This window comes from Streptomyces sp. NPDC041200 (assembly GCF_055591805.1).
Genome location: NZ_JBVIZF010000002.1, coordinates 488,319 through 514,440, shown reverse-complemented (window position 1 = coordinate 514,440; position 26,122 = coordinate 488,319). Strand labels below are relative to the sequence as shown.

The following is a 26,122-nucleotide window of genomic DNA, read 5'->3' as shown; positions in this document are numbered from 1 at the left end:
CGCACCACACGGAAAGTAGGGCCCGACCGGATTCCCGGTCGGGCCCCACTCAGATACCGCTCATATGCCGCTAGGGCGAGCAGCCAGGACAAGCAGCGCCCCAGCCCTACCCCAGCCCTAGTCGGCCAACATCCCACGCCGCAGCCGCGTCAGCGACTTCGTGAGCAGCCGCGACACATGCATCTGCGAGACACCCAGCTCCGCGCCGATCTCGGACTGCGTCATCTCCTCGCCGAACCGCATCTGGAGGATGCGCCGGTCCCGTTCACCGAGCTGCTCCACCAACGGCTTGAGAGCGTGCAGGTTCTCCACGACCTCCATGGCCGGGTCGACCTCACCGATCCGGTCCGCGTACGTGGTGACGCGGGTCGTACCGGTCTCGGGATCGGCGGGCGCGTCCAGCGACGAGGTGCTGTAACCATTGCTGGCCACCAGCCCGTCGAGGACCTCCTCCTCGCTCAGCTCCAGATGCTCGGCCAACTCGGTCGTCGTCGGCGACCGGTCGAACCGCTGGAACAGCTCCTCGTTCGCCTTGGCCAGGTCGATCCGCAACTCCTGCAGCCGACGCGGCACATGCACCGCCCAGCTCGTGTCACGGAAGAACCGCTTGATCTCACCGACGATGTACGGAACGGCGAAGGTCGTGAACTCCACCTCGCGGCTCAGGTCGAACCGGTCGATCGCCTTGATCAGGCCGATCGTCCCGACCTGAACGACGTCTTCCATCTCCACCGAGCGATTCCGGAACCGCCGGGCGGCGTACCGCACCAGCGAGAGATTCAGCTCGATCAGGGTGTTGCGCACGTACTGATAGTCGTGCGTGCCCTCTTCCAACTCGGTCAGCCGGTCAAGGAAGACCTTGGTCAGCGCTCGAGCGTCCTGTGGCGTCACCTTGGTCGGGTCCGCTACGGCCGGCAGCCCTGCCACCTCGCACGTCCGCTCAGCCTCCCCTGCCGCCAGCTCCGACGAATCCACGGTAGCCGTGCCGTTCACTTCGCCCTCCCTGCCCTTCGGCTTGTTGCAGCTGAACGAGGACCCGCCTACCCGCCATTCACACCCCCATGCCCATTTTCCTGGAGCGATATAGAGACGCCGCAGACGACCTGCGCACTTCAACCCCCAACTGACGTAGAGGCCCGCCCCATTGGGCTACCCGCCCGAAGAGCACCACCCCACGGCGAACCACCGGCCTTCCCCAACTCGTCTACGACGGTGATCGGCTAAGGAAGGTGAGAGCCAGATGGGCCCCCTGTTCAGCGTGTTGATGATTGTCGCGACCTTCGTGGTGATCGTCGCATTCTTCGCCAAAGCGGCTAAATCCGAATCAAACGACACCCCCCTCAGCGGCAACCGACGCGGCCGCGGCTCCGGCAGCTGGTGGACCGGAGGAGGCGGAGGCTCGTCCTGCGGCGGCGGCTCCTCCTGCGGCGGAAGCTCGTCCTGCGGCGGAGGTGGCGGAGGAGGCGGCGGTGGCTGCGGCGGAGGCGGTGGCGGCGGAGGAGGCGGCTGAGCCGAACTCCGTCGCCCCGGAACCTCGTACGGAGCACCCCCCGAGACTGTGTAGACTTGGCGAAGCTGCTGCTGCCGATCAGGCACCAGCATGCCGCCTTAGCTCAGTCGGCCAGAGCGACGCACTCGTAATGCGTAGGTCAAGGGTTCGATTCCCTTAGGCGGCTCACCTGAAGCCCAGGTCACACACACCGTGTGACCTGGGCTTTTTGCGTGGGTTCCGCCGGGCGGTCAGGTGCAGCGGCGGTGGGTGGGGGTGGGGGTGCGGCCGGTGAGGAGGTAGGTGTTGATCGCGGTGTCGACGCAGTGGCTGCCCCGCGCGTAGGCGGTGTGGCCGTCGCCGTCGTAGGTGAGGAGGGTGGCGGAGGTGAGCTGGGAGGCGAGGGCGCGGGCCCAGCGGTACGGGGTGGCGGGGTCGCGGGTGGTGCCGACGACGACGATGGGGGCGGCGCCCTTGGCCCGCAGGGAGTGGGGGCGGCCGGTCGCGGGGACGGGCCAGTAGCCGCAGTTCAGGGCGGACCAGGCCAGGGACCTGCCGAAGACGGGGGACGCCTTCTCGAAGGCGGGGAGGGACGTGCGGACGTCGGCGGGGGTGCGGAAGGCCGGTGGCAGGTCGAGGCAGTTGACGGCGGGGTTGGCGTACATGAGGTTGGCGTACGAGCCGTCGGTGTCGCGCTCGTAGTAGAGGTCGGCGAGGTTCAGCAGGCCCTCGCCGTCGCCGCGCCGGGCCGCGCGGAGGGCGGTGCGCAGTTGGGGCCAGGCGCCCTCGTCGTACATCGCCGTGATCACGCCGATGGTGGCGAGGGATTCGGTCAGGGCGCGGGAGCCACCGGTGGGGACCGGGCGGGAGTCGATGCGGCGGAAGAGGGCGCTGAGCTGCTTGCGGGCGTCGGCCACGGTGCCGGTGCCGAGGGGGCAGCCGGAGCGCCGGAGACAGTCCCGGGCGAAGGCGGTGAACGCGGTTTCGAAACCGGCGGTCTGGTCGCGGTTCATGCGCCGGGAGGTCAGCGTGGGGTCGAGGGCGCCGTCGAGGACGAGGCGGCCGACGCGGGCCGGATAGAGGTCGGCGTAGGTCGCGCCGAGGAAGGTGCCGTAGGAGGCGCCGACGTAGGCGAGCCTGCGGTCGCCGAGGGCGGCGCGCAGCAGGTCCATGTCGCGCGCCGCCTCGACGGTCGAGACATGGCGGAGGAGGCGGCCGGAGCGGGCCGCGCAGCCGCGGGCGAACTTCTTGTACGCGGCGACGAGGCGGCGGGTTTCGGCGGCGTCGTCGGGGGTCTGGTCGGTCCGGGTGAAGGCGTCCATCTGCCGGTTGTTCAGGCAGGTGACGGGTTCGCTCCCGGCCACGCCGCGCGGGTCCATGGCGACCAGGTCGTACCGCGCGCGGACCGCCGCCGGGTAGCCGATCGCCGCGAAGCTCTGCAGGTAGCCGATCGCGGAGCCGCCGGGGCCGCCGGGGTTCACCTGGAGCGAGCCGATGCGACGGGCGGAGCGGGTGGCCTTCTTCCGGGAGACTTCCAGCTTCACGTCCTGGCCGGTGCCGGGCCGGGCGTAGTCGAGCGGGGCCTTGAGCGTGGCGCAGTCGAAGCCCGCGCCGCCGGGGCACTTGTGCCAGCTCAGGGTCTGTTCGTAGTAGGGCTTGAGGGCCGTGGGGACGGCTTTCGGCATGGACGCGGCGGCCTCCGGTGCCGAGGCTCCGGCGGAGCAGCCGGAGAACAGCAGGGCGGCGCCTGCGACGGCGACGCCGATGGTGGTGAGCGTGCTGCTACGGCTGGTGGCCATCGGCGGATCCCTCGGGTCGCGGGCACCGCCGAGGAGTCGGCGGCGATACGGAGGGTATCCGTCCGACTACGTTCCATGCCCCCGCGTCCTCACTCGTACGAGTGAGGGCACACGGGTGAGGACGCATGGATGAGGACGCGGGAATGAGGACGCGGGGATGAGGACGCGGGGATGAGGACGCGGGGGACGCACGGGTGAGGGCACGCGCGCCACGGCCCCGCCGGGCTCAGCCCGCCCGCAGCGCCATGGTCATCGCCTCCACCGCCAGCAGCGGCGCCACGTTACGGTCCAGCGCCTCGCGGCAGGCCGAGACCGCCTCGATCCTGCGCAGCGTCCGCTCCGGCTTCGAACCCGAGGCCACCCGCTCCAGGGCGTCCCGTACGTCGGTGTTGGCGAGCGCGACCTGGGAGCCGAGCTGGAGGGCCAGCACGTCGCGGTAGAAGCCCGTCAGCTCGGTGAGCGCCAGGTCGAGGCTGTCGCGCTGGGTGCGCGTCGCGCGGCGCTTCTGGCGGTCCTGCAGGTCCTTCATGGCCCCGGCCGTGCCGCGCGGCAGCCGCCCGCCCGTACCGGCGGCGGCGCCGAGCGCGGCGCGCAGCTCCTCCGTCTCCTTGGCGTCGACCTCCTCCGCGACCTGCTTGGCGTCCTCGGCCGCCGCGTCGACCAGCTCCTGCGCCCCCTTGAGACAGCCGCCCACGTCGTCGACGCGCAGCGGGAGCTTCAGCACCGCCTTGCGGCGCGTCCGGGCCCGCTCGTCGGTGGCCAGGCGGCGGGCGCGGCCGATGTGCCCCTGGGTGGCGCGGGCAGCGGAGGCGGCCAGCTCGGGGTCGATGCCGTCACGGCGGACGAGGATGTCCGCGACGGCGTCCACCGGGGGCGTACGGAGGGTGAGGAGACGGCAGCGGGAGCGGATGGTGGGCAGCACGTCCTCCAGGGAGGGCGCGCACAGCAGCCATACAGTGCGCGGCGCGGGCTCCTCGACGGCCTTCAGCAGCACGTTGCCCGCGCCCTCGGTGAGCCGGTCGGCGTCCTCCATGACGATCACCTGCCACCGGCCCCCCGCGGGGGAGAGCTGGGCGCGGCGGACCAGCTCGCGGGTCTCCTTGACGCCGATGGTGAGCATGTCCGTACGCACCACCTCCACATCGGCGTGCGTGCCGACCAGGGCCGTGTGGCAGCCGTCGCAGAAGCCACAGCCGGGGGCGGCGCCGAGCGCCCGGTCGGGGCTCACGCACTGCAGCGCGGCGGCGAAGGCGCGGGCGGCGGTGGCCCGGCCGGAGCCGGGCGGTCCGGTGAACAGCCAGGCGTGCGTCATCTTCGAGGACGCCATGGGCTCGGAGGCGGGCTCGGCCGACGCACCGGCCGTGACCAGCGCGTCCGCGTCGCTCGCGGCAGCGGTCAGCTGGGCCGCTACTCGGTCCTGCCCGACCAGGTCGTCCCATACCGCCATGGCTGCCTCCGCCGTTCGTGCCCAACGCGTCCCATTGTGGGACACCCCACCGACAACGCCGCCAGGCGGTCAGCGGCGACGCCGACCGCCGCCGCCCTCGTCGTCGCGGTCGCCGAGGAGTTCGTCGGCGAGCGTCGGGAGGTCGTCCAGCGGGGTCTCCTCCGCCCAGTCGGGACGCGGGCGCCGACGCCGCGGCTGGTCCTGGCCCTGCTGCTGGTGCTGGCCCTGGTGCGGGTCGTACTGCGGCAGCTCGCGCGTACGGTCGATCTCCTGGCCCTGGTCCTGGCCCTGCTCCTGCTGCTCCTGCCGCTCCTTACGGAACATCCACGGCGGAACCCGGTCGGCCGGATCGGCGGGCCGCTCCTCCCGTACGGGCGGCAGGACAGCCGTCTCGTCGGTCGCGGAGGACTCCGGAGCGGACGGCTCCGGCGCCTGCGGCTGGGGAAGGACCGTGGTCTCCTCGGCGTCCGGGTCCTGCCGGGGAGGCACGGGCGGGAGTACGGCCGTCTCGTCAGTACCGGGCCCGCCCGGACCGTCAGCGTCACGCTCACGGGGATCACGGGCCGTCCGCGGGTCGAAGCGCGGCGTCCGCACCGTCTCCGCCGCGTCAGCCGTCTCCGGCGCACCCGCCGACTCCCGCGTCTCCCGCGTCTCCGCCGTCTCCGGCGCCTCGGCCGACTCCGGCGCCGCAGGCAGCTCCGTCTCCACCGTCGGAGCGTCCGCCGCCATCCGCGCCTGCTCCGCCCGCAGCAGCGCCTCCTCCGTCCTGCGCTGCTCCTCCTGGCGGCGCGCCGCCGCCTCGGCCCGCTCCAGGGCCTGCGCCTCCGCCTTGCGGCGCAGCCGCTCCTGCTCGGCGGCGCGGGCACGGTCCTCGGCCTCGATGCGCTTGCGGTCCTCCTCGGCCCGGCGGCGCGCGTCCTCGGCCCGCTTACGGGCCTCCTCCGCCTGCCGCTCGGCCTCGCGCTGCCGCGCCTCCTCCAGCTCGCGGCGCTTGCGCTCCTCCTCCTCGGCGCGCGCCTTGGCCAGCGCCTCCTGGCGCTCGCGCTCCAGCCGCTCCTCCTCCGCCTTGCGGGCGGCCTCCTCCTCGGCCTTGCGGCGCGCCTCTTCCTCCGCCGCCTTCCGGGCCTCCTCCTGGGCCTTCAGCTCCGCCTCCGACAGCGGCAGCATCTGGTCCAGGCGGCGGCGTACGACCGTGGTGACCGCCTCCGGCACCTGTCCGGCGTCCACCACCAGGTAGCGGGCCGGGTCGGCGGCGGCGAGGGCGAGGAAGCCGGAGCGGACCCGCTGGTGGAACTCGGCGGGCTCGGACTCCAGCCGGTCCGGGGCCTCGGTGAAGCGCTCGCGCGCGGTCTCCGGGGAGACGTCCAGCAGCACCGTCAGATGCGGCACCAGGCCGTTGGTCGCCCAGCGGGAGATGCGGGCGATCTCGGTCGCGGCGAGGTCGCGGCCCGCGCCCTGGTAGGCGACGGACGAGTCGATGTAGCGGTCGGAGATGACGACCGCGCCGCGCTCCAGGGCGGGACGGACCACCGAGTCGACGTGTTCGGCGCGGTCCGCCGCGTACAGCAGCGCCTCCGCGCGGTGCGAGATCCCCGCCGACGAGACGTCGAGCAGGATCGAGCGCAGCCGCTTGCCGATGGCGGTCGCGCCCGGCTCGCGGGTGACCACCACCTCGTGGCCCTTGGCCCTGACCCATTCGGCCAGCGCCTCGACCTGCGTGGACTTGCCCGCGCCGTCACCGCCCTCGACGGCGATGAAGAAGCCGGTCTCGGCCGGAGCCTCGTCCGCGCCCCCGCCGCGCAGCAGCGCCTCGCGCAGATCGCGGCGCAGCGGGACGCCCTGCCGGTCGTCGGTGCGGCCGAGGACCAGCGCGGCGATGGGCAGCAGCAGCGCGCCGACGAGCATGAGCGTGAAGGCCGCGCCGCCGTGGGCGAACACGAAGTCGCCGCTGCCGAGCCGGTGCGGCCCGATCACGGCGGCGAGCAGCGGGGCGACGACCGCGCCGAGCCCGACGGCGATGCGCACGATGGCGTGCAGGTGCTCGGTCATCCGGTGACGGCGCGACTCCTCCAGTTCCTGGTCCAGGAGGGAGTGGCCGGTGTTCGCCGCGACACCGGCCGACAGACCGGCGAGCAGCGCGATCATCAGGACGGTCGTCGCGTCGTGCACCAGGCCCGCCGCGAGCAGCGCGAGGCCGGTCAGCGCGACCGAGAGGGCGAGCAGGCGGCGGCGCGAGAGCCCCGGGAGAACCTTGGGCGCCGAGCGGATGCCGATCGCGGGGCCGCCGCTGAGAACGAGGACGAGCAGCGAGAAGCCGACCGGGCCGCCGCCGAGATCGACGGCCTGCAGCGCGGCGACGCCGACGGCCGCGGCGATCGCGGCCGCCACTCCGGCGCAGGCGAGGATCAGCAGCGGTGCGGCGCCGGTGCGGCCCTTGTCGGCACCGGTGCCGGAGGCGGCGCGCGGACGGCGCAGTCCTTCGAGCGGGGAGCGCGTACGGGGCGTCTGCGCGCCGGGCAGCTCCACGAAGTAGAGGACCGAGATGGACGCGGCGAACAGCCCGGCGCCGACGTACGAGCCGAGCGCCGCCTGATGGGCGTGGAACCAGCTGACGCCCGTCCCCAGCAGCCTGCCGATGAGCATGACAACGAGAAGTCCGGCGGCGGCCAGCGGCACGCTGAGGAAGTTCGTCCGCAGCGAGAGCCGCCGCAGCGCGTCCATGTGGTCCGGCAGCGGCCGTACGGCGGCGCCCTCGACGGGCGGCGCGGGGAGCAGCGCGGGGGCCGCGTCGTCCTTGGCGATGGTCCAGAAGCGCTCGGCGACGCCCACGACAAAGGTCGTGATGAGCAGCCAGGCGACGGCGTCGTCGGGCGTCCAGTCGATCCACAGCGGTGCGATGAGCAGCAGGACGAGCCGCAGCCCATCCGCGCCGATCATGGTCCAGCGGCGGTCCAGCGGGCCGGACGGACCGATGAGCGCGGAGAGCGGGCCGAGGAGGACCGCGCCGAACAGCAGGGTCGCCAGGAGCCGCATGCCCAGTACGGCCGCGACCGCCAGCGCCGCGCCGCGATAGCCCCCGCCGAAGGAGCCGGCGGCTACCGCGGCCTGCAGCGACAGCAGCACGAGCACCAGCACGGCCAGCGCGTCGGCGGCGCCGCCGACGAGTTGGGCGCTCCAGAGCCGTCGTAGCGGTGGATAGCGCAGGAGGGCTCGGACGGCACGCTCGCGGGAGTCCGCGGCAAGGGCGCCGGAAGTGGGGGGCACGTCCGTAGGCTGCTCTCGCGTCATCCCGCCAGCCTATCCGGATCACGTGAATCCACGTCCCCCCGGCCGAACAAACGGGCGGGGGCACGCGGATGACGTGGTGGCGACCTCGGTCGTTACTCGGCCTTGGCCGCCGTCTTCTCGGCCGCGGCGGTCTTGGTGGCCGCCGTCTTGGACGCCGTGGTCTTCGCGGCCGTCTTCTTGGCCGGGGCCTTCTTCGCCGCGGTCGTCGTCTTCTTCGCCGCGGTCTTCTTGGCGGCCGTCTTGGTGGCCGTCTTCTTCGCGGTGGTGGTCTTCTTCGCCGCCGTCTTCTTGGCCGGGGCCTTCTTCGCCGCCGCCTTCTTGGCGGTCTTCTTGGCCGGGCCCTTGGCACGCTTCTCCGCCAGCAGCTCATAGCCGCGCTCGGCGGTGATCGTCTCGACGTCGTCGTCCCGGCGCAGCGTCGCGTTCGTCTCGCCGTCCGTGACGTACGGGCCGAAGCGGCCGTCCTTGACCACGACCGGCTTCTCGCTGACCGGGTCGGTGCCCAGCTCCTTCAGCGGTGGCTTGGCCGCGGCCCGGCCGCGCTGCTTGGGCTGCGCGTAGATCGCCAGCGCCTCGTCCACCGTGATGGTGAAGAGCTGCTCCTCGCTCTCCAGCGAGCGCGAGTCGGTGCCCTTCTTCAGATACGGGCCGTAGCGGCCGTTCTGCGCGGTGATCTCGGTGCCCTCGGGGTCGGTACCGACCACGCGCGGCAGCGACATCAGCTTGAGCGCGTCCGCGAGGGTCACCGTGTCCAGGGACATCGACTTGAAGAGCGAGGCGGTGCGCGGCTTGACCGCGTTCTTGCCGGTCTTCGGGGTGTCGTCGGGCAGCACCTCGGTGACGTACGGACCGTAGCGGCCGTCCTTGGCGACGATCGGGCGCCCGGTCTCCGGGTCGGTGCCCAGCTCGAAGTCGCCGCTCGGCTTGGCGAGCAGCTCCTCCGCGAACGCCACGGTCAGCTCGTCCGGCGGCAGGTCGTCGGGGACGTCGGCGCGGTGGCCGGTCTCGCCCTCGGTCTGGGACGGGCGCTCGACGTACGGGCCGTAGCGGCCGACGCGCAGCATGATCCCGTCGCCCACCGGGAAGGACGAGATCTCCCGGGCGTCGATCGCGCCCAGGTCGGTGACCAGCTCTTTCAGGCCGCCGAGGTGGTCGCCGTCGCCGTTCCCGGCCTCGGCCGCGACGCTCTCGCCCGCGTCACCGCCGTCGACGCCCTCCGCGCTCTCACCGAAGTAGAACCGCTTGAGCCACGGCACGGCCTGGGCCTCGCCGCGGGCGATGCGGTCGAGGTCGTCCTCCATCTTCGCCGTGAAGTCGTAGTCGACCAGTCGTCCGAAGTGCTTCTCCAGCAGGTTGACCACGGCGAAGCTCAGGAAGGACGGCACCAGCGCGGTGCCCTTCTTGAACACGTAGCCGCGGTCGAGGATGGTGCCGAGGATCGTGGCGTACGTGGACGGACGGCCGATCTCGCGCTCTTCCAGCTCCTTGACCAGCGACGCCTCGGTGTAGCGGGCCGGGGCCTTGGTGGCGTGGCCGTCGGCGGTGATCTCCTCCGCGGTGAGCCGGTCGCCCTCGGTGACCTGCGGCAGACGGCGCTCGCGGTCGTCCAGCTCGGCGTTGGGGTCGTCGGCGCCCTCCACGTAGGCCTTCATGAAGCCGTGGAAGGTGATCGTCTTACCGGAGGCGGAGAATTCCGCGTCCCGGCCGTCGCTCGCCCGGCCGCCGATCTTGACGGTGACGGAGTTGCCGACCGCGTCCTTCATCTGGGAGGCGACGGTCCGCTTCCAGATCAGCTCGTAGAGCCGGAACTGGTCACCGGTGAGACCGGTCTCCGCCGGGGTGCGGAAACGATCACCCGACGGGCGGATGGCCTCGTGCGCCTCCTGCGCGTTCTTCACCTTGCCCGCGTACGACCGCGGCTTGTCCGGCAGGTAGTCGGCGCCGTACAGCTGCGTGACCTGCGCCCGGGCCGCCGCCACCGCCGTGTCCGAGAGGATGGTGGAGTCGGTGCGCATATAGGTGATGTAGCCGTTCTCATACAGCTTCTGCGCGACCTGCATGGTGGCCTTGGCGCCGAAGCCGAGCTTGCGGCTGGCCTCCTGCTGCAGCGTCGTCGTACGGAACGGGGCGTACGGCGAGCGGCGGTACGGCTTGGACTCGACGGACCGCACCGAGAAGGCGGTGTCCGCGAGGGCGGCGGCCAGGGCGCGGGCGTCCGCCTCGTCCAGGTGCAGGACGCTCGACCCGTCCTTGAGGACACCGAGCGAGGTGAAGTCGCGGCCCTGGGCGACCCGGCGGCCGTCCACGGCGGACAGCCGGGCGCCGAAGGTGCCCGGATCGCTGACGTCACCGGCCCGGCCGGTGGCGAAGGTGCCGGTCAGGTCCCAGTACTCGGCGGAGCGGAAGGCGATGCGCTCGCGCTCGCGCTCGACGACGAGCCGGGTGGCCACCGACTGGACGCGGCCCGCGGACAGCCCCCGCATGACCTTCTTCCACAGGACCGGCGACACCTCGTAGCCGTAGAGGCGGTCCAGGATGCGGCGGGTCTCCTGGGCGTCGACCAGGCGCTTGTTCAGCTCGCGCGGATTGGCGACGGCCTCGCGGATCGCGTCCTTGGTGATCTCGTGGAAGACCATCCGGCGGACCGGCACCTTGGGCTTGAGGACCTCCTGGAGGTGCCAGGCGATGGCCTCGCCCTCCCGGTCCTCATCGGTGGCGAGGAAGAGTTCGTCGGACTCGGCGAGCAGCTCCTTGAGCTTCTTGACCTGGCTCTTCTTGTCCGCGTTCACCACATAGATGGGCTGGAAGTCCCGCTCGACGTCCACACCGAGCCGACGGACCTCGCCGGTGTACTTGTCGGGGACCTCGGCCGCACCGTTCGGCAGGTCCCGGATGTGCCCGACGCTCGCCTCGACCACGTAGCCCGGGCCCAGGTAGCCCTTGATCGTCTTCGCCTTGGCAGGCGACTCGACGATGACGAGTCGGCGGCCGCCCTGTGCGGTCTCGCTGGTGGTCGGGGACAACTTCGCTCTTCTCTCCGGTCGACGCTCGGTGAACGGGCGCTGCAGCGCGGGTAACGCGTACACGGCCCTCTACGGTGACGCTGCGGAGTGTGACGGTACATCCCGCCCCCGTGTCAAACGGAAAAAGCCCGCAACGCCACTCGAACGGTAACCCGACAAGCGTCCTGTCTGCCGCCCGGACCGGCACAAGCCTCACGGAAGGCGCCCTGTCAGGCGTAACCGAGGCACCAGATCCCGCCGCCCAGAGAGGCGGCGGCGAAGAGAAGAGAAAGGGTCGCGGAAGCGACGGGACTCACACCGTCGGCGACCGGCGCGCGCAGCCGCAGCCGCACCGCTGTCCACAGCAGCAGGGCCGCGCCGAACAACACGAATGCCGTTCCGGCGAAGATCGCAGGTCCGCTCTCCATGACCGGAGCGTGACACGCGCCGGAGGCGTACGCGCGAACCCCGGGTGAACGGCGCGCGACCGCCCTTTTCGGACGCGTTCACCACCCGGGAGGCGGCTTCCCGCCAGGCGGGGGCAAGGGGGCGCGCGTCCCGCGCCCCGGCGTACGCCCCGCGTGCGCTACGGGACCTCGTCGGACACCGGCTGCAGAAAGCCCTGTTCGACCAGGAGCCGGATGGACTCCGGGGTGCGGTCGCGCAGCACCACCGGGTCCTCCCCGAGCAGCTGGGCGATCGCGTCCAGGATCCGGCCCGCGCTCAGCGTGCCGTCGCACACGCCCGCGAACCCCGCGCTCACCGTGTCGACCTTGGTCGCGCGCCGCATGCCCCGGTTCTGCCGGAGCACCACATGCTCGGGGTCCTCCATGCCGGGCAGCCCGACCTGCTCCTGGACGACCTCGTCGGCGAGCCGGAAGCGGGCCGTCAGCAGCGCCGCGTCATCGTGCGCGCGCAGGAAGTCCTGCCGGTCGAAGTGGGCCGCCACGGCCTCCCCCAGCGGCTGCTCCACCGGATGCGGCCACTCCTCCACCGTCACCGACGGCCGGTCGGCGCCGGATTTGCGCAGCGTGATCCAGCCGAACCCGACGGCCGTGGTCCCGCTCGCCTCGAACTCGTCCAGCCAGGCGTCGTAGCGCGCCGCGTACGCCTCGGGCCCGGCGAGGTGCTCGCCCGCGTCCCGCAGCCACAGCTCGGCGTACTGCGCGACGTCCTGCACCTCGCGCTGCACGATCCAGGCGTCGCAGCCGGGCGGCACCCAGGAGGCCAGCCGCTCGCGCCAGTCCTCCCCCTGGACGTGCTGCCAGTTCGCGAGCAGCTGGCACCAGCCGCCGTCGCCGAGGTGCTCCGCCGACTGCTGGACGAGGGTGCGGCACAGATCGTCCCCGGCCATGCCGCCGTCCCGGTAGACCAGCCGGTCGCCCCCGGCCGAGCGGGGCGAGATCACGAACGGCGGGTTCGACACGATCAGGTCGTACGTCTCGCCGCCGACCGGCTCGAAGAGCGACCCCTCGCGCAGATCCGGCTCCGGCGCCCCGGACAGGGCGAGGGTGAGCCGGGCCATGTCCAAGGCGCGCGGATTGGGGTCGGTGGCGGTGACGCGGGCGGCGTGCCGGCTCGCGTGCAGCGCCTGGATGCCGGAGCCGGTGCCGAGGTCGAGGGCGCGCTTGACGGGCGTACGGATGGTGAGCCCGGCCAGCGTGGTGGACGCGCCGCCGACGCCGAGGACGAGCCGCGCGCGGTCCTCGGCCCCGCGGGCGCCGCCGGGTCCGCCGATGCCTCCGGCGCCGCCGACCGCGCAGCCGAGGTCGGAGACGATCCACCAGTCCTGGCCCTCGGGGCCGCCGTAGGGGCGCACATCCACGCTCGCGCGCACCTCGGAGCCGTCCGGCACGAGCCAGCCGTCGGTGAGGCAGTCGGGCACCGGCAGGGCCTCGGCCGCCCGTTCGTGGGGGACCGGGCGCTGCAGCAGAAAGAGCCGCACCAGGATCTCCAGCGGGCTGCCGCCCCGGGCGGCGCGCAGCGCGGGGACGGTCTCGCCGCGGGCCAGGGCGGCGTAGGCGGACGCGCCGAGCAGATCCAGCAGGCCGTCAGCGGTGAACGAGGCGGCCAGCAGCGCTTCGCGCAGGCGGCCGGTGCGCTCGGGGTCGGGGATCGGGAGGCGGGACGAGGGCTGGTGCGTACTCACGCCCCCATTGTCGGGGCAACCACCGGCCGTCGGCGACGACGGGCGGTGGCCTGTGGACAAGCCACCCTGTGGATAACTCGGCAACTCGACAACAGGGGCGTGCGGCCAAGCCTTCGCGCCCTCCGTGGGCTGGCCTACGCGGCTGGCCTACGTGGGGCTGGTGGCCTACGCGGGGCTGGCCTACGTGGGGCTCGTGGCGCCGGTCTTCGGCTTCTGGCAGCCGGGCTGCTTCGACATCGCGGTGCCGACCTTGCCCTCCTGGAGCTGCTGCAGGGCCTTGTCACCCGACTTGCTGAGCTTGTCGAGCTCGTCGGCGACGCCCTTGAGGCCTTCGGCGAACTTGGACTTGTCCGAGGTTTCGAGTTTGTCGACGGTCGTCTTCAGGTCGTTGTACGCCCCGGACGTGGCGTTCAGTTCCTTGACGGCCTGCTTCTGGGTCTGCTCGCCGTTGTCGACGGGCGGGGCGCCCGCCTTCTGCACCGCCTTGGCGAGCGCCGCGTAGGACTCGGAGATCTGCTGGAACGCCTTGGAGTCCGTCTGCTGGAGCTTCTTGGTGTCCTGCTCGTCGGACGCCGCCTGGATGGAGGCGTTGGCGCCCTGGATCTTCTTCAGCTGCGGCTGCACCTCGTCACAGACCGACTTGGCCCAGTCGTTGACCTTCTTGTCACCATCATCGCCGCCGCCGCAGCCGCTCAGCGCCAGTACGAGTGCCGCACCGCCGGACAGTGCCACAAGCTTCTTGTTCACCGGATTGGTCCCTTCCATGGCTCTCGGCCCCGGAACATACACGGCCAAGCCGCTCCGACCGTCTGCCGAGCATCCTGTATGGATACTTTTAAAGCCATTTGAACCAAGCTCGGTGTGCCATCCGCCTCATCGCGTTCTCCGCGGCAACCAGGAGAAAGACCGGCGGACGCCGGGCACGGCTGCGGGCGGTCGGCGTGCCCTCGCACGCCGACCGCCCGCATGCCGCGGGGGCTCATACGGCCCCGTGACCGCTCCCGGGTCAGGACACCACCGCCGCGTCGGCCGACTTCGCGACGCGTTCGGAGTTGCCTTCGTCACCCACGGCGATTCCGCGCCGCTTGGAGACGTAGACGGCGCCGACGATGATCGCGACGGCCAGCGCGGCGATCACCGCTCGGACCCCCGTGCTCGCGTTGTCGCCGTAACTGAACTTCACGACCGCCGGGGCGATCAGCAGCGCCACCAGGTTCATGACCTTCAGCAGCGGGTTGATCGCGGGGCCCGCGGTGTCCTTGAACGGGTCGCCGACCGTGTCGCCGATCACTGTCGCGGCGTGGGCCTCGCTGCCCTTGCCACCGTGGTGCCCGTCCTCCACCAGCTTCTTCGCGTTGTCCCAGGCGCCTCCGGAATTCGCGAGGAAGACCGCCATCAGGGTGCCGGTGCCGATCGCCCCGGCCAGGAACGAGCCGAGCGCGCCGACTCCGAAGGCGAAGCCGACCGCGATCGGCGCCAGGACCGCCAGCAGACCGGGGGTGGCCAGCTCGCGCAGCGCGTCCTTGGTGCAGATGTCGACGACGCGCCCGTACTCCGGCTTCTCGCTGTAATTCATGATCCCGGGCTTCTCCCGGAACTGCCGCCGCACCTCGAAGACCACCGCGCCGGCCGACCGCGACACCGCGTTGATCGCCAGCCCCGAGAAGAGGAAGACGACGGCGGCGCCGAGGACGAGACCGACCAGGTTGTTGGGCTGCGAGATGTCCAGGCTGAGGTTCATCTGCCCGGTCGCGGAGATGTGTACATCGGAGACGGCCTCCGCGATGGCGTCGCGGTACGAGCCGAAGAGCGCCGCCGCGGCGAGCACCGCCGTCGCGATGGCGATGCCCTTGGTGATCGCCTTGGTGGTGTTGCCGACCGCGTCGAGGTCGGTGAGCACCTGGGCACCCGCGCCCTCGACATCGCCGGACATCTCGGCGATGCCCTGCGCGTTGTCGGAGACCGGGCCGAAGGTGTCCATCGCGACGATGACGCCGACGGTGGTGAGCAGGCCGGTCCCGGCGAGCGCGACGGCGAACAGCGCCAGCATGATCGAAGTGCCGCCGAGCAGGAACGCGCCGTAGACGCTGAGCCCGATCAGCACCGCCGAGTAGACGGCGGACTCCAGCCCCACCGAGATACCGGAGAGCACCACGGTGGCCGGACCGGTCAGCGAGGTCTTGCCGATGTCCCGCACGGGACGCCGGGTGGTCTCGGTGAAGTAGCCCGTGAGCTGCTGGATGAGCGCGGCGAGCACGATGCCGATGGCGACGGCGACCAGCGCGAGCACGCGCGGATCACCGCTGTGGCCGAGGATCTCGCGGTTGGTGACACCGTCGAGGTCGGCGTAGCTGGACGGCAGATAGGCGAAGACCGCGGCCGCCACCAGCGCCATCGAGATCACCGCGGAGATGAAGAAGCCGCGGTTGATGGCCGTCATCCCGCTGCGGTCGGCGCGGCGCGGGGCCACGGCGAAGATCCCGATCATGGCCGTGATCACGCCGATGGCCGGGACGAGCAGGGGGAAGGCGAGGCCCGCGTCCCCGAAGGCCGCCTTGCCGAGGATCAGCGCGGCGACCAGGGTCACGGCGTACGACTCGAACAGGTCGGCGGCCATGCCCGCGCAGTCCCCGACGTTGTCGCCCACGTTGTCCGCGATGGTCGCGGCGTTGCGCGGGTCGTCCTCGGGGATTCCCTGCTCGACCTTGCCGACCAGGTCGGCACCGACGTCGGCGGCCTTGGTGAAGATGCCGCCGCCGACCCTCATGAACATCGCGATCAGCGCGGCACCGAGGCCGAAGCCCTCCAGCACCTTGGGCGCGTCGGCCGCGTACACGAGCACCACGCAGGAGGCGCCCAGCAGGCCGAGGCCCACGGTGAACATGCCGACCACACCGCCGGTGCGGAATGCGATCTTCATCGCCTTGTGCGAGACCGCGGTCAGATCCACTCCCGGCTTCCCGGGAGCGGACGCGGCGGAATCCCCGTTGACCGGGGTGGCGGGGGCCTCGGGGGTCGCCTCCCGGGCCGCGGCGGCGACGCGCACATTGCTGCGCACCGCGAGCCACATCCCGATATAGCCGGTGGCCGCCGAGAATCCCGCGCCGATCAGAAAGAACACCGACCGCCCGATGCGCTGCGACCAGTCATCCGCCGGCAACAACAGGAGCAGGAAGAACACGACCACGGCGAATCCGCCGAGGGTCCGCAGCTGCCGGGCCAGATAGGCATTCGCGCCTTCCTGAACTGCCTCGGCGATCTTCTTCATACTGTCCGTGCCCTCGCCGGCCGCGAGCACTTGTCGTACCAGCACCACGGCGACAGCGAGCGCCGCGATCGCGACCGCGGCGATCACCATCACGATCACACGGTTGCCGTCGGTCAGTTCTGCGGCGGCCAGGGTCGTGGTGAGATCCAGCTGATGAGGGGTGAGAGGCCCCGCCATTCGTCCTCCTTGACGTTTGGCACATGGGCGCGCAGCAGTTCTGCGACCGCAGAAGAGCCGCCACGCTCAGGCGTCCTGAGCTCAAGATGTGGACGGATTGTAAGTAGCGTCACACGATCAAAACAGGGCGCCGGAATGGGAATTCGCCTGCACCAGCGAAGATCAATAGGTTTGGGCCAGGGAATTCCACCGGAAGGACGAAGGTCAACAATTCCCTGACGGGCGTGGAATGATCTCCATAAACGATCTCAGTGCACTATGAAAAGTGCTGTTCAGAGCGGTTTTCCGGCCACTCGGAAGGATGAACGGAACGAGGGCGGGAGCGACGGCCCGCAACGACGACCGGGCCGGCCGTCACGAAGACGGCCGGCCCGGAGGTCACGGCAGATTGAGCGGAATGGCGGCGGATCGTTACGGCACGAGGGACTGGGGCGAGGCCGGCCAGCTCATGCGGATCACACCGCCGGTCTCGCTGGTCGTCACCTCGACGTCGTCGACGAGCCCGCTGATGACCGCGAGGCCCATCTCGTCCTCGCTCTCGGCCTCGGCCGCGCCGTCGTCGTCCACGTCCGGGTGGGAGCCGGGGGTGTGCCCCGCCGAGATCGGGGACTCATCGCCGACCTCGATGGAGAACTTCTTCTCCTCCTCGGTGAGCGCCACCCGCACCGGGGCGTCCACCCCGTTGCTCAGGTGCAGCCCCACCGCACGGGTGCAGGCCTCGCCGACCGCGAGCCGCACCTCGTCGAGCACGGCCTCGTCCACCCCCGCCCGGCGCGCCACGGCAGCCGCGACCAGCCGGGCGGTCCTGACGTGCTCGGGAAGCGCGCTGAAGCGGAGTTCGACGGTGGCCATGCCATCCCCCTCGGGCGTATGGGCGTGCAGATCAGGGGGCCGGGCGAAATCGCCCGGAACCCCCTTGGTTGTCTTCCCGCGGTGACTGGTCAGTCAGTCGCCGCGACAGCGTCCTCGACCGAGGTGTGAATCGGGAACACCTTGGTCAGGCCGGTGATACGGAAGATCTTGAGAATGCGCTCCTGGTTGCACACCAGACGCAGTGAGCCCTCATGGGCACGTACGCGCTTGAGCCCGCCGACGAGCACGCCGAGCCCGGTGGAGTCGAGAAAGTCGACGCCCTCCATGTCGACGACCAGGTGGTAGCTACCGTCGTTGACAAGCTCGACCAGCTGCTCGCGCAGCTTGGGCGCGGTATATACATCAATCTCGCCACCGACCTCGACGACCGTGCGGTCGCCAACGGTCCGAGTCGACAGGGACAGGTCCACGGATCCTCCAGCACCTTGCATCGAGCGGTCGCCCCCCATGGATCGGCAGCCGCGATGGCATTCAATCACTTACCAGCAGGCGTGCACGACGCCTTGAGCCCATTGTCCGTCAGACCAGTGACACACTCGGTGTCGATGGCCCACAACCAACTCCCGCGGCAGGCGGGCATACGCCCCTCGCCCCGGGCCGTTCTCGACCGGCTCGGCACCGGAGCGGGCCGAGGCGCGCGCATCACTCATACGGAGCACTTGCCCCCGCGTCTCGGCAGCCATGCCGACTGGCCGTCGCCGATCCGGCCGGAAGTGATCGACGCTGTCCGGGCCGCCGGAATCGAGCGTCCGTGGGCCCACCAGGCGCGCACGGCCGCCCACGCCCTGCGCGGGGAATCGGTGGTCGTTGCCACCGGCACCGCCTCCGGCAAGTCCCTGGCCTACCTCGCCCCCGTGCTCAGCACCCTGCTGGACGGCTCGGAGGAGCCCAGTGGGCGGGGCACGACCGCCCTCTACCTCTCGCCCACCAAGGCGCTCGCCGCCGACCAGCGCCGTGCGGTGGCCGACCTCACCGCCCCGCTGGGCACCGGGGTGCGGGCGGCGGTGTACGACGGCGACACGCCGGTGGAGGAGCGCGAGTGGGTCCGCCAGTACGCGAACTACGTGCTCACCAACCCCGACATGCTCCACCGGGGCATCCTGCCGGGCCACCCCAGATGGTCCTCCTTCCTGCGCGCGCTGCGCTATGTCGTCATCGACGAGTGCCACACCTACCGCGGCGTCTTCGGCTCCCATGTCGCCCAGGTGCTGCGCAGGCTCCGGCGGGTCTGCGCCCGCTACGGCTCCTCGCCCGTCTTCCTGCTCGCCTCCGCCACCTCCGCCGACCCGGCCGTGGCGGCGACCCGGCTGACCGGGGTGCCGGTCGCGGCGATCACCGAGGACTCCTCGCCCCGCGGCGAGGTGGTCTTCGCCCTGTGGGAGCCGCCGCTGACCGAGCTGCACGGCGAGCAGGGCGCCCCCGTCCGCCGCACGGCCACCGCCGAGTCGGCGGACCTGCTCACCGATCTGGCCGTCCAGGGCGTCCGCACCGTCACCTTCGTGCGCTCCCGGCGCGGCGCCGAGCTGATCGCCCTGATCGCCCAGGAGCGGCTGGCGGACGTCGACCGGTCCCTGCCCGACCGGGTGGCCGCCTACCGCGGTGGATATCTCCCCGAGGAGCGCCGCGCCCTGGAGCGGGCCCTGCACTCCGGTGACCTCCTCGGCCTCGCCGCCACCACCGCCCTCGAACTCGGCATGGACATCGCCGGTCTGGACGCCGTCGTCCTGGCCGGCTATCCCGGCACCCGCGCCTCCCTGTGGCAGCAGGCGGGGCGGGCCGGACGGACGGGCCAGGGAGCCCTCGCGATCCTGGTCGCCCGGGACGACCCGCTGGACACCTATCTCGTCCACCACCCGGACGCCCTCTTCCGGCAGCCCGTCGAGTCCACCGTCCTGGACCCCGACAACCCGTACGTGCTCGCGCCGCACCTGTGCGCGGCCGCCGCCGAGCTGCCGCTCACCGAGGCGGACCTGGACCTCTTCGGCCCGGCCACCGAGGAGCTGCTGCCGCAGCTGGAGCAGCGCAAGCTGCTGCGCCGCCGCGCGACCGCCTGGCACTGGACCCGCCGCGAGCGCGCCGCCGACCTCACCGACATCCGCGGGGAGGGCGGCAGCCCGGTCCAGGTCGTGGAGGCGGCGACCGGACGGCTGCTGGGCACCGTGGACGCCTCGGCCGCCCACACCGCCGTCCACGAGGGCGCCGTCCACCTCCACCAGGGCCGGAGCTATCTCGTCCGGCAGCTCGACCTGGAGGACTCGGTCGCGCTGGTGGAGGAGGCCAGTCCGCCGTACTCGACCACCGCCCGCGACACCACCGCGATCTCCATCCTGGAGACCACCACCGAGATCCCGTGGGGGGACGCGCGGCTGTGCTTCGGCTCCGTCGAGGTCACCAACCAGGTCGTCTCCTTCCTGCGCCGCAAGCTGATCACCGGTGAGGTGCTGGGCGAGACCAAGCTCGACCTCCCGCCCCGCACGCTGCGCACCCGGGCCGTGTGGTGGACGGTGACCGAGGACCAGCTGGAGGACGCCCGGGTCCACCCCCAGGCCCTCGGCGGCGCCCTGCACGCCGCCGAGCACGCCTCCATCGGCATGCTGCCGCTCTTCGCGACCTGCGACCGCTGGGACATCGGCGGGGTGTCGGTCCCCCTGCACCCCGACACGCTGCTGCCGACGGTCTTCGTGTACGACGGCCACCCCGGCGGGGCGGGCTTCGCGGAGCGCGCCTTCCACACGGCCGCCCGCTGGCTGACCGCCACCCGCGAGGCGATCGCGGCCTGCGAGTGCGAGGCGGGCTGCCCGTCCTGCATCCAGTCCCCGAAGTGCGGCAACGGGAACGATCCGCTCGACAAGAGGGCCGCCATCCGCCTGCTGACGACGCTCCTGGCCAAGGCCCCGGACCAGCCGCCCGAAACCGACTGACCGGGCCCCGCCACCCGCCACCGGGGCCAGCGCGGCCCGCTCGGCCGGATGCCCGCCGCGGCCGGACACGGGCGTGCCGGCGGGACCCGCCCGCGACCGGACCCGGAGGGCGAACGGCCCGGCCCGCACCTCCGCCGTGAGATCCGCGATCTCACCGCTCACGGCGCACCGCACCACATGCGCGCCCTGGGCGGATGCCACCCGCCGGGCGAGGCGGCACGCCGCACCGGGCCCCTCCAGGCCGTGGTCCGCCGCTGCGAGCGCCGCCAGGTCAGCGGCCCCACCGGCCCGGTGGCGCGCCACCATGACCTGCCCTGCCGTCAGCACGACCGCGAACACCGCGCACAGCGCCGTCGCGGCGAGCGCCGCCCACACCGTCGCCGACCCGCGATCGCCCGCCCCGCGCACCGATCGCCCCGCGGAACCTCCCCCGTACCGCGCGGGCTCCGCCTCACAGGGCCGTCTACCGCCCCGCCCACGGACCTCATCGCGCCGCCCCCTGCCCCGCACGCCCATCCCCACGGGACGGTCCTCCACCCGGCGCCGCGAACGCCTCAGAGGGCCATCTCCCGCCCCGCGCCGGTCGCCCCTCACCAGGACGTCCCCCGCCCCGCGCCGCGAACGCCTCGTGGGGCCCTGTGCCGCCCCGCGCCTCGAACGCCCCAGGAGGCCCCCCAGAGGGCCCACGGAACGCCTCACGGGGCCCTCAGCCGCCATGCACACGGATCGCCTCACCGGACCGCCCCCCGACCCGTGTCGGCCGCGCCTACCGAGTCCTCGGCGAGGGCGGCCGCTTCCGCGTGCAACCGGAGCGCCAGCGGGCCGGGGCCGACCGCATGGGTCCGGACCCGCACCCGCACCAGGTCTCCGTCCCGCCACAGCTCGACCCGCGCGCCGCGCGGCGCGGCCGCCCGGGCCGCGTCCATCGCGGCGTCCCGCGGCTCCGACCGGGCCGCCGCCCGGGCACCGGCCCGGGCGGCGTCCACGCAACTCAGCTGCGCGGACGCGGCCATCAGGCCCCAGATCAGCATCAGGCCGAACAGGACCAGCACCGGCAGCGTGACGGCCGTCTCCGCGGTAACGAAGCCCCGGTCAGACCCGGTGCGGACCGCTCGCGCACGGGCCGCTCCCGGCACGCTCCGCGCGCGAAACCCGGCCCGCCCGTCCGGCCGCCCCGTCGTGGACGATGCCTCAGAACGGCCCATCGAGAGCCCGTCCGATCACCGATTGCAGCGCACCGCTGACGGTGCCGCTCGTCACCACCTTGTACAGAACCGCCGCGAAGGCACACGCCGCCAGCGTCCCCATCGCGTACTCGACGGTGGCCATACCTGCCTCGGCCCGCATACGCGCCGCCGCCCGCCGCCGGGCCCACCACTGCTTCATCATTTCGGTCCCCCTCGTAGTCGTCAGATGTCGTGCGGAAAACAGGCACCTCGGGCCGCACCGGGCCAGAGGCGCCCGCGCTCAGGGGTGGCCCGCCAGACCGCCCGCCAGACCGGTCATCACCGGGACCACCCCGATCAGCAGATACGCGGGCAGGAAGCAGGCCCCGAGCGGGGCGGTGGCCAGCACGCTCGCCCGGTCGGCGCGTCGGCCCGCCTCCCTCCCCTGCTCGGCGCGGCAGTCGGCGGCGAGCCGGGATACCGGTTCCACGGCGGGGGCGCCGGTGGTCCCGGCGTGCTCCAGAGCGCGCGCCAGCCCGCCCGCGCCGGGCAACGCGCCAAGCCGCCCCCAGGCGTCGGCAGGCTCTCCTCCGAGCCGCAGCTCCGCAGCGGTCCGGACGAGCCGCTCGCCGACCGGGCCACCGAGCGATTTACCCACCGCGTCCGCCGCCGTGCGCGGGTCCGCCCCGGCGGCCAGACAGGCCGCCAGCAGGTCGGCGGCCAGCGGGATCTGCCGCACCGCTTCGGCCGCCCCGTCCCCGGCGCCGCCGGCCCGCCCGCCGGTCCGCCCGGCGGCGGCCTGCCGCCGCTGCCACCGCCGGACGCCATAGGCGGCCGCCAGCCCCAGCGCGCACCCCAGCGGCCCTCCCACGAGGACGACACCAGTCAGCAGGACGCCGAGCGAGGCCGCCCAGGCCAGCGCCGCGCCCTCGTCCGCCCGGGCGCGCCATCGCTCCCAGGCCCGGGCCCGCTTCCGGGCCGCACCGGAGTCCGCGTACGGTCCCCCGCCGGGCAGCAGTGCCGTCAGACGCCGCCCGGCGGCGCGCTCCCGCCGGGCCTCCACCACCGCCATCGCCACAAACGCGACGGCGGCCATGAGGGGCAGCACGATCCCCAGCCTGTGGACAAGCGCCGCGCTCATCGGACGGCTGCCTTTCCAGGAGCGAGCGCCGCCCGCATGGACCGTCTGAGCCAGGCGAAGCCCGCCCACTCCAGCAGACAGCCGACCGCGAGACAGCCCAGCCCGACCCGGGTGTGCAGGAGCTGATGCAGCGGCTCGGTGCCCAGCGTGGCCCCCATCAGCAGCCCGAAGACCGGCAGCACGGCCAGCACCACGATGGTGGCCTTGGGCCCCGCCAGCCTGGCGCGCAGAATCTCCCGCTGCTCGCGCTCGGCGCGCAGCGCCGACGCCACCCGGTCGAGCCCGGCGGCTAGCCCCGCGCCCTCGTCGACGGCCACCTGCCAGCAGGCCGCGACCCCGGTCAGCCCCTCCGCGCCCGGCTGCCGGGCCGCCCTGCGCAGCGCCTCGGGCACATCCCCGCCGAACCGGGCGGCGGCGGACACCAGCCCCCAGCGCTCCCCCAGGTCGCCCGAGGGCACGGACAGCAGCGCCTCGCCGGGCTGGCGCCCGGCCCGCAACTCGCCCGCCACGGTGCCGCACAGCTCGATCACCCCCGCGGCACGCCGGTCGTGTGCCCGGACGCGCTCCCGGGTCCGCAGCCACCGGCCGACGAGCGGCACGGCCGCCACCGCGACGAACAGCGGCAGGACCGACGCGCCGAGCACCGCGAGCAGACAGCCGAGCGGCAGGCACAGCAGCTCACGCCCCATCCGCCCGCCGTATCTGACCCGCCAGCGCTCCTTGAGCCAGGCGACCGTCTCGGACAGCCGCCGCACCGGGTCCGGCCCAGTGGGCACGACGGGCCCGCCGCCCGCGAACAGCAGTCTGGCCCGGCGCAGCTCCCGGTCCCGCCCGGAGAGCAGCCACGCGGCCACTCCCGCGCACAGCAGCGCCGCCCCGAGGGTCAACAGCCCGGGGTTGCCTCCGGTGCCGGTCATGACGCGCCTCCACCCCGGGTGCACAGCTCCTGGAGCCGCTGCCAGCCCGACGCCCGCTCGAAGCCCCGCGGGCTCCATACGGCGGCGGGCACGGTGGTGACGAAGCCCGCGCGGTCCCGGTCCAGCACATGCAGCTCGGCGATCCTGCGCCGCCCACCGCGGTCCCGCACCAGATGGACCACGACCGACAAGGCAGCCGCCAGCTGGCTGTGTAACGCGGCCCGGTCCAGGCCCGCGGTCGAGCCGAGCGCCTCCAGCCGGGCCGGTACGTCCCCCGCCGTATTGGCGTGGACCGTGCCGCAGCCGCCCTCATGTCCGGTGTTCAGGGCGCCCAGGAGATCGGTGACCTCGGGGCCCCGCACCTCACCGACCACGAGCCGGTCGGGCCGCATCCGCAGCGCCTGGCGCACCAGGTCCCGCAGGGTGACCTGGCCCCGGCCCTCCTGGTTGGCGGGGCGGCTCTCCAGCCGGACCACATGGGGGTGGTCGGGCCGCAGCTCCGCCGAGTCCTCGGCGAGGACGATCCGCTCCTCCCGGCCGACCAGCCCCAGCAAAGTGCTCAGCAACGTCGTCTTGCCGGACCCGGTGCCGCCGCTCACCACGAACGAGAGCCGGGCGTCCAGCATGGCCCGCAGCAGCTCCGCGCCGCCGGGCGGCACGGTCCCCGCGGCCACCAGCTCGGAGAGGGAGAACGCCCGGGGACGCACCACCCGCAGCGACAGGCAGGTGGATCCGACGGCCACCGGCGGGAGCACCGCGTGCAGCCGTGTCCCGCCCGGCAGCCGGGCGTCCACCCAGGGCCGGGCGTCGTCCAGCCGCCGTCCGGCCACCGCGGCGAGCCGCTGGGCGAGCCTGCGCACAGCGGCCGCGTCGGCGAAGGTGACGGCCGTCCGCTCGAGCCCCGCGCCGCGGTCCACCCACACCTCGTCGGGGGCGGTGACCAGCACGTCCGTGACATCGGGCGAGGCGAGGAGCGGCTCCAGGGGGCCGGTGCCGACCAGTTCGGAGCGCAGGGCGGTGACCACACCGAGCACTTCGGTGTCGCCCAGCAGCCGCCCCTCCTCGCGCAGGGCAGCCGCCACCTGGGCGGGAGTCGGCTCCGCACCGCTCTCCGCCAGCCGCAGCCGCACCGCGTCCAGCAGGTCCGGGGTTTCGACGCTCATGCGGTAACACCCCCTGCGCCGGGCAGGGCCCGGGCCCAGAACTCGGCACAGAACCTGCCGAGCGGACCGCGCGCGCTGCCGCCCGGAGGCTCGCCGCCGTCAAGTGCGTCCAGCAGCCCCGGCTCCGGCGGCAGTTGACCCGCCAGCGGCAGCCCGAGCAGCCGGGCGATCTCCTCGTCGTCCAGCTCGGGCCCGCACGGGCCGCGCACCACCGCGCGCAGATCGCTCAGCACCATGCCCACCATGGATGCCACCCGGTGGGCGGCCGCGACGGCGCGCAGCTCGGCCGGGACGACCAGCAGACCGAGGTCCACCTGCGCGAGGGCCTCGGCCGCCGACTCGTCCACCCGGCGCGGCAGGTCCACCACCACGACCCCGCCGCGCCGTCGGGCCGCGGCCAGCACCGCGCGCATCGCCGAGGGCGGGATGACCACCGAATCGCCCCTGTCCCAGCTCAGCACCCGCAGGGAATGCAGCTCGGGCAGCGACTCCTCCAGCGCGCTCCCGGCGACCCGGCCGCGCGATTCGGCGAACGCGGGCCATCGCAGCCCCTCCGACCCCTCGCCGCCGAGCAGCACATCGAGGCCGCCGCCCAGCGGATCGCCGTCGATGAGCATGGTGCGGCGGCCCGAGCGGGCCGCCGTGACCGCCAGGGCGCAGGCGAGGGTGGAGGCTCCGGCCCCACCGCGGCCTCCGATGACGCCGATGGTCAGGGCCTGCTGGCCAACTCCCTCCGCGACATCGGCGATCCGGTCCACAAGCCAGGTCTCGGCATCGGGCAGGAACGCCACGTTGTCGGCACCGAGATCCACGGCCCGGCGCCAGATGCCGTGGTCGTCGAGATCCCGCCCGATGAGCAGCACGCCCGCTCTGCGGACCCGGCCCCGGAGCCTGGCCGCCGCGTCGTCCCCGACGAGGATCAGCGGCGCGCCCTCCCAGCTGCCCCGGCGCGTGGGTGCGCCATGGGCCACTTCCACCTCTGCCCCGGCGGCCGCGCACAGCCTCAGCAGATCGTCGAGAAGCTCTTCGTCCTCGGTGATGATCAGCGGTCTGCCGCGCTGTCCTTCTGGCGGTGATGACCGTTCCGGTGTGATGGATGCAGTCACGATCCCCTCCCCATTTCGTTACGCGCTCTCACTCACGCGAACGGCGAGTGCAAACAACGCGGAGAATCACCGTGTCGCGATCCTGAAAATCTTGGGGATCTTGGTTCAAAACCGTGGACAACTCATCAGTTGTGAATATCCCAGTCACCTAAACCAGTGACTTCCGGAGCGCAGCCTAGCGATTACGCACGGTAACCGTTCAGGCTGTTGGGGAGC

General features: G+C 72.8%; 18 protein-coding genes, 1 tRNA gene and 1 pseudogene. 2 read left to right on the top strand and 18 right to left on the bottom strand.

Annotated features, from left to right (window positions below; translation table 11 throughout):
• Positions 1-117: 117 nt before the first annotated feature.
• Positions 118-993, bottom strand: a complete 876-nt coding sequence (locus ACZ6CL_RS07520) for an RNA polymerase sigma factor SigF (protein ID WP_468932365.1) — start codon at positions 991-993, stop codon at positions 118-120.
• A 609-nt stretch (positions 994-1,602) separates the two neighbouring features.
• On the opposite strand from ACZ6CL_RS07520, the gene ACZ6CL_RS07515 reads away from it, so the two are divergent.
• Positions 1,603-1,676 (top strand) — tRNA-Thr (locus ACZ6CL_RS07515).
• A gap of 64 nt (positions 1,677-1,740) precedes the next feature.
• On the opposite strand, the gene ACZ6CL_RS07510 is transcribed toward ACZ6CL_RS07515, so the two are convergent.
• The 10 genes from ACZ6CL_RS07510 to bldG form a co-directional block, all read right to left on the bottom strand.
• Complete coding sequence (locus ACZ6CL_RS07510; RefSeq protein WP_468932362.1) at positions 1,741-3,288, bottom strand: alpha/beta hydrolase; 1,548 nt, start codon at positions 3,286-3,288, stop codon at positions 1,741-1,743.
• A gap of 226 nt (positions 3,289-3,514) precedes the next feature.
• Positions 3,515-4,735: a DNA polymerase III subunit delta' gene (locus ACZ6CL_RS07505; protein WP_468932360.1), complete on the bottom strand. Its 1,221-nt coding sequence runs from the start codon at positions 4,733-4,735 to the stop codon at positions 3,515-3,517.
• 69 nt (positions 4,736-4,804) lie between these two features.
• Complete coding sequence (tmk, locus tag ACZ6CL_RS07500) at positions 4,805-8,023, bottom strand: dTMP kinase (RefSeq protein ID WP_468932357.1); 3,219 nt, start codon at positions 8,021-8,023, stop codon at positions 4,805-4,807.
• Positions 8,024-8,115: 92 nt separating this feature from the next.
• Positions 8,116-11,046: a type I DNA topoisomerase gene (gene topA / locus ACZ6CL_RS07495; RefSeq protein ID WP_468932354.1), complete on the bottom strand. Its 2,931-nt coding sequence runs from the start codon at positions 11,044-11,046 to the stop codon at positions 8,116-8,118.
• A gap of 209 nt (positions 11,047-11,255) precedes the next feature.
• Positions 11,256-11,453, bottom strand: coding sequence for a hypothetical protein (locus ACZ6CL_RS07490; protein WP_385436268.1), 198 nt, complete (start codon positions 11,451-11,453; stop codon positions 11,256-11,258).
• A 158-nt stretch (positions 11,454-11,611) separates the two neighbouring features.
• On the bottom strand, positions 11,612-13,174 hold the full coding sequence (locus ACZ6CL_RS07485) for a DUF7059 domain-containing protein (RefSeq protein ID WP_468932350.1): 1,563 nt from the start codon (positions 13,172-13,174) through the stop codon (positions 11,612-11,614).
• Between the two features lie 180 nt (positions 13,175-13,354).
• A complete protein-coding gene (locus tag ACZ6CL_RS07480) occupies positions 13,355-13,921 on the bottom strand; it encodes a small secreted protein (RefSeq protein WP_468932347.1) in 567 nt (188 codons plus the stop codon).
• 259 nt (positions 13,922-14,180) lie between these two features.
• Positions 14,181-16,619, bottom strand: a complete 2,439-nt coding sequence (locus tag ACZ6CL_RS07475; RefSeq protein ID WP_468932344.1) for a sodium-translocating pyrophosphatase — start codon at positions 16,617-16,619, stop codon at positions 14,181-14,183.
• A gap of 411 nt (positions 16,620-17,030) precedes the next feature.
• Positions 17,031-17,471, bottom strand: a complete 441-nt coding sequence (locus ACZ6CL_RS07470) for an ATP-binding protein (protein ID WP_468932342.1) — start codon at positions 17,469-17,471, stop codon at positions 17,031-17,033.
• An 89-nt stretch (positions 17,472-17,560) separates the two neighbouring features.
• Complete coding sequence (bldG, locus tag ACZ6CL_RS07465) at positions 17,561-17,902, bottom strand: anti-sigma factor antagonist BldG (RefSeq protein ID WP_009716787.1); 342 nt, start codon at positions 17,900-17,902, stop codon at positions 17,561-17,563.
• Between the two features lie 54 nt (positions 17,903-17,956).
• Here bldG and ACZ6CL_RS07460 point away from each other — a divergent pair, with 54 nt between their 5' ends.
• Positions 17,957-20,413, top strand: a complete 2,457-nt coding sequence (locus tag ACZ6CL_RS07460; protein ID WP_468932338.1) for a DEAD/DEAH box helicase — start codon at positions 17,957-17,959, stop codon at positions 20,411-20,413.
• Between the two features lie 75 nt (positions 20,414-20,488).
• Here the strand turns inward: ACZ6CL_RS07460 and ACZ6CL_RS07455 are convergent.
• The 7 genes and pseudogenes from ACZ6CL_RS07455 to ssd form a co-directional block, all read right to left on the bottom strand.
• Positions 20,489-20,929: pseudogene (locus ACZ6CL_RS07455) on the bottom strand (Rv3654c family TadE-like protein); the annotation flags it as partial.
• Positions 20,930-21,144: 215 nt separating this feature from the next.
• Complete coding sequence (locus ACZ6CL_RS07450) at positions 21,145-21,549, bottom strand: TadE family type IV pilus minor pilin (RefSeq protein ID WP_468932335.1); 405 nt, start codon at positions 21,547-21,549, stop codon at positions 21,145-21,147.
• Positions 21,550-21,604: 55 nt separating this feature from the next.
• Complete coding sequence (locus ACZ6CL_RS07445; RefSeq protein WP_468932332.1) at positions 21,605-21,802, bottom strand: DUF4244 domain-containing protein; 198 nt, start codon at positions 21,800-21,802, stop codon at positions 21,605-21,607.
• A 78-nt stretch (positions 21,803-21,880) separates the two neighbouring features.
• Entirely contained in the window at positions 21,881-22,720 is an 840-nt protein-coding gene (locus ACZ6CL_RS07440; protein ID WP_468932329.1) for a type II secretion system F family protein, read from the bottom strand.
• Positions 22,717-23,637: a type II secretion system F family protein gene (locus tag ACZ6CL_RS07435; protein ID WP_468932326.1), complete on the bottom strand. Its 921-nt coding sequence runs from the start codon at positions 23,635-23,637 to the stop codon at positions 22,717-22,719. Before ACZ6CL_RS07435 ends, ACZ6CL_RS07440 begins: the two co-directional genes overlap by 4 nt.
• The gene (locus tag ACZ6CL_RS07430) at positions 23,634-24,800 is read right to left on the bottom strand and encodes a TadA family conjugal transfer-associated ATPase (protein ID WP_468932323.1); all 1,167 of its coding nucleotides are present in this window, start codon (positions 24,798-24,800) and stop codon (positions 23,634-23,636) included. The genes ACZ6CL_RS07435 and ACZ6CL_RS07430 overlap by 4 nt, the downstream gene beginning before the upstream one ends.
• Positions 24,797-25,906: a septum site-determining protein Ssd gene (gene ssd, locus ACZ6CL_RS07425; protein ID WP_468932320.1), complete on the bottom strand. Its 1,110-nt coding sequence runs from the start codon at positions 25,904-25,906 to the stop codon at positions 24,797-24,799. Before ssd ends, ACZ6CL_RS07430 begins: the two co-directional genes overlap by 4 nt.
• Positions 25,907-26,122 lie beyond the last annotated feature (216 nt).

Bases quoted from the DNA above. Each gene is read 5' to 3' on its own strand.
- ACZ6CL_RS07510 (WP_468932362.1), bottom strand. From the start codon at position 3,288: ATGGCCACCAGCCGTAGCAGCACGCTCACCACCATCGGCGTCGCCGTC.
- ACZ6CL_RS07505 (WP_468932360.1), bottom strand. From the start codon at position 4,735: ATGGCGGTATGGGACGACCTGGTCGGGCAGGACCGAGTAGCGGCCCAG.
- tmk (WP_468932357.1), bottom strand. From the start codon at position 8,023: ATGACGCGAGAGCAGCCTACGGACGTGCCCCCCACTTCCGGCGCCCTT.
- ACZ6CL_RS07490 (WP_385436268.1), bottom strand. From the start codon at position 11,453: ATGGAGAGCGGACCTGCGATCTTCGCCGGAACGGCATTCGTGTTGTTC.
- ACZ6CL_RS07475 (WP_468932344.1), bottom strand. From the start codon at position 16,619: ATGGCGGGGCCTCTCACCCCTCATCAGCTGGATCTCACCACGACCCTG.
- ACZ6CL_RS07470 (WP_468932342.1), bottom strand. From the start codon at position 17,471: ATGGCCACCGTCGAACTCCGCTTCAGCGCGCTTCCCGAGCACGTCAGG.
- ACZ6CL_RS07460 (WP_468932338.1), top strand. From the start codon at position 17,957: ATGGCATTCAATCACTTACCAGCAGGCGTGCACGACGCCTTGAGCCCA.
- ACZ6CL_RS07445 (WP_468932332.1), bottom strand. From the start codon at position 21,802: ATGATGAAGCAGTGGTGGGCCCGGCGGCGGGCGGCGGCGCGTATGCGG.
- ACZ6CL_RS07440 (WP_468932329.1), bottom strand. From the start codon at position 22,720: ATGAGCGCGGCGCTTGTCCACAGGCTGGGGATCGTGCTGCCCCTCATG.
- ACZ6CL_RS07435 (WP_468932326.1), bottom strand. From the start codon at position 23,637: ATGACCGGCACCGGAGGCAACCCCGGGCTGTTGACCCTCGGGGCGGCG.
- ACZ6CL_RS07430 (WP_468932323.1), bottom strand. From the start codon at position 24,800: ATGAGCGTCGAAACCCCGGACCTGCTGGACGCGGTGCGGCTGCGGCTG.